The 11,940-nt window shown below is 49.8% G+C and carries 11 protein-coding genes; 4 read left to right on the top strand and 7 right to left on the bottom strand.

What is annotated here, in order from left to right; genetic code table 11:
- Nucleotides 1–837 precede the first annotated feature (837 nt).
- Both G358_RS0128370 and pdxR read right to left on the bottom strand, forming a co-directional pair.
- Nucleotides 838–1,623, bottom strand: a complete 786-nt coding sequence (locus G358_RS0128370; protein WP_019640647.1) for a helix-turn-helix domain-containing protein — start codon at nucleotides 1,621–1,623, stop codon at nucleotides 838–840.
- Nucleotides 1,624–1,708: 85 nt separating this feature from the next.
- Nucleotides 1,709–3,391 (bottom strand): MocR-like pyridoxine biosynthesis transcription factor PdxR, encoded by a 1,683-nt coding sequence (gene pdxR, locus G358_RS0128365; protein ID WP_019640646.1) that lies wholly within the window; start codon nucleotides 3,389–3,391, stop codon nucleotides 1,709–1,711.
- 153 nt (nucleotides 3,392–3,544) lie between these two features.
- On the opposite strand from pdxR, the gene G358_RS0128360 reads away from it, so the two are divergent.
- The 3 genes from G358_RS0128360 (at nucleotide 3,545) to G358_RS34185 (ending at nucleotide 5,797) form a co-directional block, all read left to right on the top strand.
- Nucleotides 3,545–4,177 carry a pyridoxamine 5'-phosphate oxidase family protein gene (locus G358_RS0128360; RefSeq protein ID WP_019640645.1) on the top strand — a complete coding sequence of 211 codons (633 nt, stop codon included), beginning with the start codon at nucleotides 3,545–3,547 and terminating at the stop codon, nucleotides 4,175–4,177.
- A gap of 93 nt (nucleotides 4,178–4,270) precedes the next feature.
- A complete protein-coding gene (locus G358_RS0128355) occupies nucleotides 4,271–5,569 on the top strand; it encodes an aminotransferase class I/II-fold pyridoxal phosphate-dependent enzyme (protein ID WP_019640644.1) in 1,299 nt (432 codons plus the stop codon).
- Between the two features lie 102 nt (nucleotides 5,570–5,671).
- Complete coding sequence (locus G358_RS34185; RefSeq protein WP_019640643.1) at nucleotides 5,672–5,797, top strand: hypothetical protein; 126 nt, start codon at nucleotides 5,672–5,674, stop codon at nucleotides 5,795–5,797.
- 190 nt (nucleotides 5,798–5,987) lie between these two features.
- On the opposite strand, the gene G358_RS0128345 is transcribed toward G358_RS34185, so the two are convergent.
- The 5 genes from G358_RS0128345 to G358_RS0128320 form a co-directional block, all read right to left on the bottom strand.
- The gene (locus G358_RS0128345) at nucleotides 5,988–7,217 is read right to left on the bottom strand and encodes an ABC transporter permease (protein WP_019640642.1); all 1,230 of its coding nucleotides are present in this window, start codon (nucleotides 7,215–7,217) and stop codon (nucleotides 5,988–5,990) included.
- A 3-nt stretch (nucleotides 7,218–7,220) separates the two neighbouring features.
- The gene (locus G358_RS0128340; RefSeq protein ID WP_019640641.1) at nucleotides 7,221–7,967 is read right to left on the bottom strand and encodes an ABC transporter ATP-binding protein; all 747 of its coding nucleotides are present in this window, start codon (nucleotides 7,965–7,967) and stop codon (nucleotides 7,221–7,223) included.
- Between the two features lie 11 nt (nucleotides 7,968–7,978).
- Nucleotides 7,979–9,265 carry a DEAD/DEAH box helicase gene (locus tag G358_RS0128335; RefSeq protein ID WP_019640640.1) on the bottom strand — a complete coding sequence of 429 codons (1,287 nt, stop codon included), beginning with the start codon at nucleotides 9,263–9,265 and terminating at the stop codon, nucleotides 7,979–7,981.
- A gap of 148 nt (nucleotides 9,266–9,413) precedes the next feature.
- A complete protein-coding gene (locus tag G358_RS0128325) occupies nucleotides 9,414–10,190 on the bottom strand; it encodes an SDR family NAD(P)-dependent oxidoreductase (RefSeq protein WP_019640638.1) in 777 nt (258 codons plus the stop codon).
- Between the two features lie 104 nt (nucleotides 10,191–10,294).
- The gene (locus G358_RS0128320) at nucleotides 10,295–10,756 is read right to left on the bottom strand and encodes a chemotaxis protein CheX (protein WP_019640637.1); all 462 of its coding nucleotides are present in this window, start codon (nucleotides 10,754–10,756) and stop codon (nucleotides 10,295–10,297) included.
- A gap of 265 nt (nucleotides 10,757–11,021) precedes the next feature.
- On the opposite strand from G358_RS0128320, the gene G358_RS0128315 reads away from it, so the two are divergent.
- The gene (locus tag G358_RS0128315) at nucleotides 11,022–11,924 is read left to right on the top strand and encodes a LysR family transcriptional regulator (RefSeq protein ID WP_019640636.1); all 903 of its coding nucleotides are present in this window, start codon (nucleotides 11,022–11,024) and stop codon (nucleotides 11,922–11,924) included.
- Nucleotides 11,925–11,940 lie beyond the last annotated feature (16 nt).

Here is an 11,940-nt window from a genome sequence, read left to right as displayed (position 1 = left end):
TAGGTCGTTACTTGCTTCACGAGAGGAAGGGGCGACTTGTGCCGGGGAAGAACTCGGCGCTCCAGCATACCCTGGCGGCTTCACCGCTTCTCTTTGCTGGCAGCTCCCTTCTGGGATATTCGGCTGTCTATGCTCTTCACGCGAACGCATCGGTTTCCTCTCTCCTTTCGGTTCGGCCCTTCCGCTTTCCGGCGTCCCGTACTCGCGTACTATGGCCTCTGCTGACTCCTGCGGGTTCAGCGCAACCTTCCGAATGCGGTTACGAAGTTACTTCGCATTTTTTTTTTTTCCCGCAGGCCTCCCCAGATAAGAACGTCATCTTTCCGCCCGCGACCACTGGAGTCTACAGGACTAGCCCTTAGCGGCTTTGGATTTCGTTGTGAATTGGCAACTCATCCGACTAATCCTGCCTCAAATCCAGTTCGTGTACCTTGGCCCGTGCTTTTGCCTCTGGCTTCCTTCAGATTCCGCCTCGCGACGGACACCCTTGCCCTTGGCTAACGGTAGGCGCTCGCCAGCCCCCGTTCGGGACTCTCACCCTAGAGATGACGCCCATGCTGGGCGTACAATCTTAAAAAGCAGTCGGCTCGTAAGCCGCTGCTTCTATTTGTCATAATATATATTTGGATTAAATTGATAGATTAAAACCAGCTGTTCTCTTCTACGCTAGACACTCTGTGCCGACGCAGACGATTGCGAAAAATGTTGCTGCCAGCCATTAAGCACTGACGGCTGCGAATACGCCGTCTCTTTACCATTACAAGACACCCCCTTCCATTTACATGACATATAAATAATCATTACCCGGGTAGATGGCGCTTGAAACATTTTTTTCATTTATCGGATCTCAGAAGGACTCTTCCCCGTATACTGCTTGAACTGGCGGCTGAAGAAAAAAATATCCTTATACCCGAGCGCATCCGCAACCTCCGTGACGTTCATTCCTGCATGCAGGAGCAGATGCTGGGCCCGCTCAATCCTTGCTTTGATAATATAGGCCTGGACCGGCATCCCGATCAACTCCTTGAATTTATTCGAAAAGTACCGGGCCGATAATCCGGCGCGGGCTGCCAGGCTGTCAACTTTATGCGGGAGGCCCGGATGCTGTACTACATAATTGGCTGTCTCGTGAATCGTTTCGGCTAGCTGATCGCTTACTTTTTTCTCCACGGGAACCTGGCGTTCCTCACGAAGCAGATGAATGATCAGCTGCTGCAAAATTAACCGGGCTTCTTCCTCTGATGCGTAAGCTTTAATCAGGAAAAGACGAACATAGCGCGACAGCAAATACTCAAATTCAATCGTGTCCGTCAGCTTGCGGTAAGGGCCGGGCACTTCTGTCACCGGCTCCGCAAGATCAAAGTGAATATAGGTCAGCACTAATGGCCGCTGCGGATTATGCGTAGCGCTTGTGTAATCGCCGCGCCGGAACAAAAAACAGCTCCCTTTGCCGACAGGGATTGGCTTGCCGTTCAATACGACCGTTCCCTCCCCGTTCCAAACATAAAACAAATCGTAATTCGCCAGCGGCTTATCCCGTTCATGCCATTTCCAGCCTGGCTCACATACGATTTTGGCAAAAGCGGGCTTCAATATGAATGAGGATGGTAAAGCATGAAGCATGTCCCTTCCCTCCCGAACCGGAATACACCAACGTATTTTCCCGATAGTTCTGACATTTCCGATAGTTCCGACATTATTATATCGCTTATTTGTGCCTGCTTGAAATTATTTTCCACACATTTCTCATTCGTTTCACGCCTTCGACCAGCTGCTCTTCACTTAAGTGGGGAAAACAGAAGCAAGCGGCCGGAGAACCAGGTGTCAGGCCATAGATTTTAGCATCCCGGAACAGTACGCCTTGAGCAGCCGCCTCCTGGCAAAAAGCATCGTATTCCGCTTCGGTTCCGTTCCAGGCAGCATATACGTGCAGGCCGGCATCGGATGGCTTTAAGGTAAACAACTCGCCAGCTTCCCTCGTCATATAGGTGCAGAACAACTCATACTTGCTGCCGTAGTACCGGCGCATGCGGCGAAGATGACGGGCATACTCCCCGCGGCGCATAAAGCGAGCGAGAGCACGCTGCTCCAGCCGCGCTGGCGATATCGGTTCGTACAGCGACTTCATCCGCTTTACCGGATCGATCAGGCTGCGGGGAAGAACGGCATATCCGATGCGGAGCGCTGCGAACATCGTTTTGGAGAAGGAGCCGACGTAGACGACGCGTTCCGCGTGGTCTAGCGCTTTAAGCGGCTCCAACGGGCGGCCGGCGAAGCGAAACTCGCTGTCATAATCATCTTCGATGATGACAGCTTCCCTGCGCGCCGCCCACGCGAGCAGTTCCCGGCGCCGCGCCGGGGACAGCACTGCGCCGGTCGGGTACTGCCGACCCGGCGTCACAAACAGCAGCCGCGCGTCCCAATCGCGCGGCACGATGCCCTGGCCGTCCACCTGAGCGGGGACGGCCAGGGCTCCGCAGGCGGCGACGGCCCGGGAGATCCCCGCGTAGCACGGGTCCTCCAGTACGGCCGGCTCCCCTTCCCCCAGCAGCAGCTGGGTCAGGAGCATGATCGCCTGCATCGAGCCATTGAACAGGCAGATTTGCTCCGCATCTGCCGCAATGCCGCGGCTGCGCCGTAGATGAGCTGCGATCGCTTCGCGCAGCTCGATATCGCCAGCCGCGTCACCGAGCGTTAACGGGGGGCCCAGCTCCTCCCTTACGGCGGAAGCGATCGCGCTCTTCCATTCGGCGAGCGGAAACAGTTCAAGCGATGGACCCGCATCACAAAAAGAAATTATACTATCCGCCGGTCCGCCAACGGCAACAGCTTCCTGCACAGGGCGCGGCATATGTATTTTTTGGTTTTCTTGAGCTTTTTGAGCTTTTTGAGCTATTTGAGCCTCTTGGGCTTTTTGAGCTTCTTGAACTTCTTGAGCTTCCTGGACACCATGGGCACTATCAACACCGATAGCTCCTTTCGACCTTCCAGACGTTCCAGACCATCCAGACCTTTCGGACCTTTCGGACCTTTCCGATCCCAGCTCCCCCTGGGCCGAAATCAGCGTGCCCGTTACCCTGCGTCCCCAGGCGGACAGCTCAATCCTTGCCGTTTCTCCGGAATGCTCATTCAAGGGGGTAACAGTACCTGTTACATATGTGCCGCTGCCTGTAACCGATTGAATATAGCCCTCTGCGTGAAGCATATCATAGGCCTGTGAGACACTCCCTCGGGATAAGCCATACAACTTGGCCAACTCCCGCGTAGATGGCAAGCGGATTCCTTCCCTAAGTACCCCTTCATTTATCGCTTCCCGCAAAGCATGATAGAGCGCCAAATATTTATAGCGATGAATTTTACTTTGCTGTTCCATTGGCAGTATAAAGTCCAAACAACCCCTCCCCTTTCTGGCAGGGTGCTTTAAAACCCAGCTGCCCGTTTAAAGTGGACCAATAAAATTAATGTAAAGCGGTTCTTTTTTATTGTCAATCTTCCCCATAAACTAAGGAACAAGATATCTATAGATGATGGAGGCACAATCGTTATGAGGAGAAAAGAATTCGCTATGAGCGGCAACAAACAAGAAGTGGAGAGCTTCTTGCATGAAATGAGCTTCGGATTTCTTGGAACGGTAGACAAGGATGGCCGGTGCAGAGTTACACCAATAAATTTTGTCTATAGTCACAACTGTTTTTATTTCCATGGCAGTCTTGCGGGAGAGAAGATGAAGCATTTAAAAGCCAATCCGCAGGCAAGCTTTACGGTAGCCAAAGAGTATGCCATTATCCCTTCCTATTTCAGTCATCCCGAGCTGGCTTGCCCAGCAACTGCGTTCTTCAAAAGCGTCATGGTTCAGGGCCATGTGGAAATCGTGGACGATCTGCAGGAGAAAGCCCATGCTTTCACGAGGTTTATGGAGAAGCTGCAGCCGGAAGGCGGCTACGCTCCCATAGACCCTGCGAATCCCCGATATGCCGGCCAATTGAAAGCTGTCGCCTTGTTCCGGCTCGTTCCTGAGACCATGAGCGCCAAGTTCAAATTTGGACAAAACCTGCAGGAGAACAGGTTCAACAATATCATCCAAGGCCTTCAAGACAGAAACGGGGAAGGCGATCACAAAACAGCTGAACATATGTATAAATACTGTCCTTTCCATGGCGGCGGCAGCATGAATTGACCGTGACGTCATAAAATCAAAGTGATATAATGTTAGGCAGTAAAATCGGAAGCTATCCATTATATCAAACTGAATTGGAAGGATGATTAAGCAATGAATCCACTGGCGGAACAGTTAAACGAAAGTATCAGGTCTGGAAATGTCCATTTATATGAGATGTTGTCCACATTAGGCAAAGAAATCTATTTTCCAAAGGAAGGGATTCTGAGCCAATCCGCTGAAGCATCCAGCCTTGCCAAAAAGTTCAATGCAACGATCGGTATTGCTACGGAAAACGGGGGCCCGATGCACCTCGCCGTCATTCAGGACACCTTATCTGCCTACAAGCCGCAGGATCTGTATCCTTATGCTCCTCCCGCCGGTAAACCGGAGCTCCGTACAGTATGGCGTGAGAAAATGCTCCAGGATAATCCTTCCCTCAGCGGTAAAAGCTTTGGCAATCCTATCGTTACCAACGCTCTTACGCATGGATTGAGCATGGTGGCAGACTTGTTCGTCAATGAAGGGGACGCCGTAATATATCCCGACAAAAACTGGGAAAACTACGAATTAACCTTCGGTATTCGCCGTCATGGTTCCATCGTTAACTATCCGCTATTTACTGATGATATGAAATTTAACAGCGAAGGTCTGCGTGATGCGCTGCTTGCCCAGAAGGACAAAGGTAAAGCCATCGTTATTCTGAATTTCCCGAACAATCCAACCGGCTATACTCCGGGTGCCAAAGAAGGGGAGCAAATCGTCGCTGCAATCCTAGAAGCGGCAGAGGCCGGAATAAACGTTACTGTCGTAACCGATGATGCTTACTTCGGACTGTTCTTTGAGACTTCCTTAAACGAATCGCTGTTTGGCAAGCTTGCCGGGCTCCATCCGCGGATTCTGCCTGTAAAAGTAGACGGGGCAACCAAGGAGGACTACGTCTGGGGATTCCGCGTGGGCTTCATTACTTTCGCTGCGGAAAGCAAAGAGACGCTGGCTGCATTGGAACAGAAAGCGCTGGGCATCATTCGTGCGACGATATCGAGCGGCGCTCATCCTTCGCAAACTTTCGTGCTTCAAGCGCTGAAATCGCCCGATTTTGCGGCTCAAAAGGAAGAGAAATTCAACATAATGAAAGGCCGGGCCAACAAAGTAAAGTCCTTGCTTGACAGCGAAAAGTATGGCGGCGTCTGGGAATACTACCCTTTTAATTCGGGCTACTTTATGTGCCTGAAGCTGAAAAATGTCCATGCCGAGCCGCTTCGCCAGCACCTCCTCCATGAATACGGCATCGGTACAATTGCTCTTGGCGATCGCGATCTCCGTATTGCTTTCTCTTGTATTGCCGAAGAGCATCTCGAGGAGTTGTTCGACATGATTTACAAAGCTGTGCTGGATTTGCAGACCAAATAAGATCTTTCTTCAACCTGGAACATTGGCCCAAGCACGTTTAATCCTCTGACCATAAAATACAGTGTATTCGCACATTTTGAAAGCCGGAAAGGAGATTTAAACATGGGCGTTGTTGAAGAAGTCAGAGGCGGCAGCTGTGCCGGTTACGGCGGTATATTTACAAGTACTGCCGCTATCCTTGTACTCTTTATTTTGCTGGTTATCGTTAGCAGAACTTTGCTCTATTAAACCTGGGCTCGTGATAAACTTAAAAACGGATCGCCTTGCTTGCTGCAAGGCGATCCGTCTTTTTTTTGAACATATCAGAAAATATAAATTTCGCAGCCAGTATCTCCGATACTGCAAGACAAACTACGGCTAATCGCGGTCTGTCTTCATGGAGAATACGCCGTTAGACGTTGTTGTCAGCACAGTTAATTTAATCCTCGTTCTCAATCGCGCTCCACTTTTTGCTCCAGGCAAGCCGAAGGATAAGAACTAGCAGTAATCCCGCTGCCAGGCCTGCGCTGCTGAGCAGCCAATCTCCACGGCCAGCAACAGAAATGAACAGCAGCGGCAGCCACAAAATAAACGTGAGGACAAACAGCAGCCGCGAAATGAAACGAAGTACTTCCTTCATCCTAATTCCTGGCATAATCGGGTAATAGGATGCAGCCGGTGAATCCCGGTGAACAAATCTTAATGCGGTCAACTGGGTTCCTGTAATAAAAATGAAAAATATATAGACGGCAATTCCCATCCAGGAATGGCCCGTCCAATAAATCAACAGCATACCTAGCAGCGCTAGCCGAACGATAATACCTAGCAGCTCGCTTCTTACGAAAGTCTTGATCAATAAATAGCGATATGCGGTGCTCCGCCTCCATGGGGTGCGGTTGCCGGCCAGCGACAGCCAGCGGCGGCGGATGACCTTCTGACCTTCAGCCGGAACCTCCACGAACCAGCCAAGAATCATCAGAGCCCGGGCGGCACCTGACCTCTCGCTTGCAATCAGATTTTCCCAAGCCACCGTATGCTTCATAGGAAAGCGCAGCGCCAAAATGTAATTTACGCTCAGCAGCAGCATGAATAGCAGACTTTTCCACCAAGCCAGCTGCCAAATCCAGGCGGCCAGCATTAGAAGGATGAAGCACCAGCGCAGCAGCCGATATCCTGTTCTGGCCCGGGAAGTCGTAATCCGCAGCTCTTGCCATGCTCCATATGCGCTTAAGCTTTTAAGAGCCAGCAGTATGACCAGCATTGCCCACAGCGGCAGGGCAGCTTCCCCGCTTCTTACAACCATCGGCCAAGCGGTAAGGGTTACAAAATAAAGGGCAAGCAGCTTGTATATTACGCCGCTGAAATATACCGGAGAGAAATATTCCTTCATCTTTGTCTCCTGCGGCAGCAGAAAAATGACGTCCGCAGGCTGAATGTAGGTCCGGAATCCGGAGTATACGGTCAAAGGTCCAAGCAGTATCAGCAAAATCCACTGAACAGGCAGATCAGGGGGCATGGCTTTAAGAAACGAGGTGTACCATGCCGAGAATACGATGAACAGCAGCAGAAGCACTACGGCTACCCCGCTCTGCATAACATAAGGAAGATACGGAATGATCTGCCCCCAGAACGATGACTTGCGCTGGCTACGCAGCGCCTTCAGTTCCATTTGTTACTCTCCATCCTTGACCAGGGAATAAAAAATATTTTCAAGTGAAGCCCCCGGCATGTTCGCCTGCTGCGCAATTTGATGCAATGTCCCCTGCGCGATCACTTTGCCCTGGTGCAATACGATAAATCGGTCACAGTAATTTTCAATCGTTGATAAAATATGCGAGCTAAGCAATATAGAAGAACCGCTCTGTTTCATTTCCAGCATGAAGTCGAGCAGAGAACGTATCCCTAACGGATCCAGCCCCAGAAATGGTTCATCAATAATATATAACGGAGGTCTTGCTACGAAAGCGCACATAATCATAACTTTCTGCTTCATCCCTTTGGACAAATGCATCGACAGGCTGTCCGCCTTCTCTTCCATATTAAACAGCTTCAGCAGCCGCTCCGAGCGCTGTAAATAATCACTTTGCCCCACATTATAAGCCCGGGCAGCAAATTCCAAATGCTCTCTTACGGTCAATTCCTCATACAATAATGGCGATTCCGGTACAAAGGCCAAGGATGACTGATACGCTTCTGGACTTTCGTCCCGCGTCTTTCCCTGGACAACAACGCCGCCTCGATGAGGCGTCATCAGCCCCAGTATATGCTTCATCGTCGTACTTTTGCCTGCTCCGTTCAATCCGATTAATCCCACCATCTCTCCAGGCTGGACCTCGAATTCAACATCATGCAGTACGGGACGACCGAGGCTGTAGCCCCCGCTTAGTTCTTCAACCTGCAATACGGGTGTTTCACTCACACTCGTTCCCCCTAACCTTTATTTTGTTTGCTCTTTAGCCATTTAGGAGCACCTTTGTTCTTGCGGTCCTGTTCGCTGTCTTTATGTCTAGCTCGTCCGGGAACAGAATTGGCGGTTTTACCCGATTGTCCCTTCCCTCTTCCTGGTCCGGGTGAAAAAGGCTTCGGCTCCCGCACCTTACCTTCGTACATTTCCCGGGGGGCGATATCAATTCCCAGCTCTTTTGCAAATTTACGTATAATAAATTGTTCCTTGGGCGTAATGATCGACACCGCCAAGCCCTTGCGCCCCATCCGGCCTGTCCGGCCAACCCGGTGCACATAATGGTCCGTATCGATCGGCGGATCAAGATTTACTACAAGCTCGAGCTCCTCAATATCCAGTCCGCGAGCCGCAATGTCACTGGCGACAAGCACGCGGTATTTTCCATCGCGAAAACGGCGCAAAGTCGTGCTGCGCGCAATCTTGTCAGCATCGCCGTATAATGCACCGGCACTCAAGCCGACATAATTCATTTTGGCTTCCACTTCAGCGATGTTGTCTGTTGAATTAATAAATACGATTGTTCTTGCTGGATCAAAATGCCTGATAACTCTGCGAAGCATATCTATTTTATCGCGTTCCTCTGTAACAAAGTAAAGGTGTTCCAAGCTTTTTGCGGTTCTTTGTTCCGGCTCAATACCGATTTTCACGGGCTGTTTCATTTCGCGATTAGCCATATTTTTAATCTCTTCATTAATCGTGGCCGAGAGAAACATCAATTGGCGATCGCGCAATGTTCCCCGTAAAATATGCTCAACATCAGCCGTGCCTCCAAGCTGAAACATCTGATCCACTTCATCTACGACAACCGCTTTCAGCGTGTGCAGCTTCAGTTTGCGGAGGGCAAGTATTTCGCGAATCCGCCCAGGCGTTCCTACGACAAGCTGAGGATGCTGTCTTAGGCGTTCGAGCTGGCGTTTAATCGACGCTCCGCCGATTAATGCTTGAACACCTATGCCTAGCCCTGCGCCGTATTTCTCTGCCTCGCGATAAATCTGCATCGCCAGCTCTTGAGTTGGCGCTAAAATAACACCTTGCAGCGTCTTCTCGGCAGCTTGGATCCTTTGCAGCAATGGTAACAAGTAGGCCAGTGTCTTACCAGTTCCAGTTTGTGATTGAGCCAGTATATCGCGGCCTTCCAGCGCAGCAGGAATACTCTCTGCCTGAACCGGCGACGGCTCCGAAATCCCGAATTCCGCCAATCTGGACAATAACGGTTCTTCAATTCCTAATCCGGCAAACGTTGTATTCGTCATGTTATTCATCCTCATCCTCAAAGTCATATGTTTCATTATATGCGATAACAGCAAATCCCACCAAATTCGCCATATTTCCGCCATGTTTTTTTAATTTCCCATTTGCATTCACGCTAAAAAACCGGCTGATTTCAGCCGGCCTATACAGCTATTTCTTATTTAACATCCGGTAGCTCAGCATGTCCGCAAGACGCGGAAACAGCTGGTAAAACTTTGCGCCCGCTCCGGCAACCCACGGCAGATTTACCTCAACTGGCCCCTTCTCTACAGCGGCTGCTATAGCTTTGGCTACCCGTTCAGGCTTCATCATAAACCATTTTACATTCTCAACATAATGCCCGCCGGGATCAGCCAATTCGAAAAATGGCGTATCGATCGGCCCCGGATTAATCGTCGTTACTTTAATGCCATATTCCCGGACTTCTTGACGCAGTGCGCTGCTGAAGCCAAGCACGGCGTGCTTAGTTGCCGTATAAGCTGTGGATTTCGCCGTGCCGATTTTGCCGGCCATCGAAGCCACGTTAACGATCCGGCCGGCGCGGGCCTCCTTCATTTGAGGAAGCACTGCCTTGGTGCACCTGACCACTCCCATATAGTTCACGTTCATCATCGCTTCAAATTCCGATGCAGGCATAGTGTCACAGTAGGAGAACTTCCCATAACCGGCATTGTTCACGAGACAATCTATGTGGCCATACTGAGCATAAATTTGTTTGAACGCCTCTGCTACCGACTTATCATCTCCTACATCAAGGGATAACAGCTTATAAGAGCCTTGAAGCCCAGCTCCGACCTTCTCCAGTTTATCCATGGAACGAGCCGCAAGAATGACGTGAGCCCCGCGCTCACAGAGCATCTGGGCCGTCAAGGCGCCAATCCCGCTTGATGCACCAGTAACAACAATAATTTTATTCATCTCAGACATGATCTTGTACTCTCATCCCTTCAAGGGGTAGTCCCTTAACACAGAAAAAAGAACTAGCCTTTATCCATCATATCCATATAAAGCGCTAGTCCATTTATTCTATTCTATGAGATCATGACTTGAATATCCAGTTCTCCGATTCCATCCATCATCAATGGGATACAAAGTGCTTTTCGTGGAAGTGTGTCGCTCATGGCTGTCGCGGTTTTGATGACTTGAGGAGGAGTAATGTCAACTGCATAGCCTTGGTTGGATAAAATCGTACTGGCATTGCCGCTAATCATATTGCCGAGCTCTGAAATTGCGCTTTGCCCCATCTCGTCCATCTCGGTCAGAACAAATCCGCCCATCATCGCTGACACAATTCGCAAGGCAACCGTTTCTTGCAAACCGAACACAACCATACCGCTGTAATGACCAGTCATGCCGATTTGGATCCATATATGATCGTGTGCTGGTAAAATATCCTTAATACCAAGACTTCCGGTGGAAGGTGAAATTTGAATAACCTGCTCGATGACTGATCGTGCGGATTCTAGGAAAGGATTGATCACTTCCGCTTTCACTGTTATATGCGCCCCTTTACACTTGGAAGTAATTAATATGTTACAAAAGTCCCGTTTTATCACTTGAGTAACATTATACTTTATTCCTAGTGATAAGTCATTAAAAATCGAACAATGCAATTTGATGTAATATACAATTTCCTCCAGCGTTCGGTTGCTGCGGTGCCTCTCATTGCGTAATTAACTGCAAATCCCCTATAATTAACATAAAAAAATGTTCGCCGTCGAGGCAGCAGAAAAGATTAGCTGCGAAAGGAGAGTTCGGATGAACATAAGCCAATTGGAAACTCTGCTTACGATTTCCAAAACCAAAAGCTTCCGTAAAGCAGGAGAATTGCTGAACCTTACGCAACCTGCAGTTTCGGCGCAAATCAAAAGCCTTGAAGACGAATTCAACACAGTGCTTGTGGATCGCAACCAGCCGGTTACTTTAACCGACCGTGGACAAGTATTTCTGGAACGGGCGGAGGCAATCCTTGATATTGTAGAGGAATTAAAGCAAAAGCTGTCTGACATGGAGCATATTCCGCAAGGGCACATCGTGCTCGGTACTACCACTTCCATCGCCATACAAATTTTGCCGCGGATTTTATCTTATTTTCAAGATCAATTTCCTCTGATCAAGACAACGATCCAGTCGATGCCCTCCTCGCAAATTTATCAAAATGTGGAGCAGGGACTGGTCGATATCGGAATAGGCTATTTAATCGAGAACAATCCCCAGGTCCTTGCTTCCGTCCTGTTCTACGATACATTTGAACTTGTCGTTTCTCCGCTTCATCCCCTGGCTGGAGCACAGGCGCCGACCTTGGAGTCATTGCACGAGGCTCCGATGATTATGCTGTCACCTGACACTGTAGGCAGACGATTTGTTGACGAGGTGTTCAAGAAGCATCATATCGAGCCGGAAATCGTAATGGAGCTGTCCAGCAGCGAGGAAGTGAAGCGGATGGTGGAAATTAACCTGGGAGCCGCGATCATATCCAAGCAATCCGTCCTGCGGGAACTGCGTCAAGGAAGCCTGAAAACCGTACGTATTCCCGAACTGGAGACGACGCACCCCGTAGGGGTAATCTACAAATCAAGCCGGTACATTAATTCCGCAATGCAGCAGTTTCTCGGGGACTTGAAAGGAATGCCGGAAACTAATTTTGTCAGCTCCGAATAATATAAGCTAAAGGAGT

It is taken from the genome of Paenibacillus fonticola DSM 21315 (assembly GCF_000381905.1).
In the GTDB taxonomy this organism is placed as follows: Bacteria; Bacillota; Bacilli; order Paenibacillales; family Paenibacillaceae; genus Fontibacillus; species Fontibacillus fonticola.
Note: the sequence above shows the minus strand (reverse complement) of the source record. Positions and strands in the feature narration are given on the sequence as shown.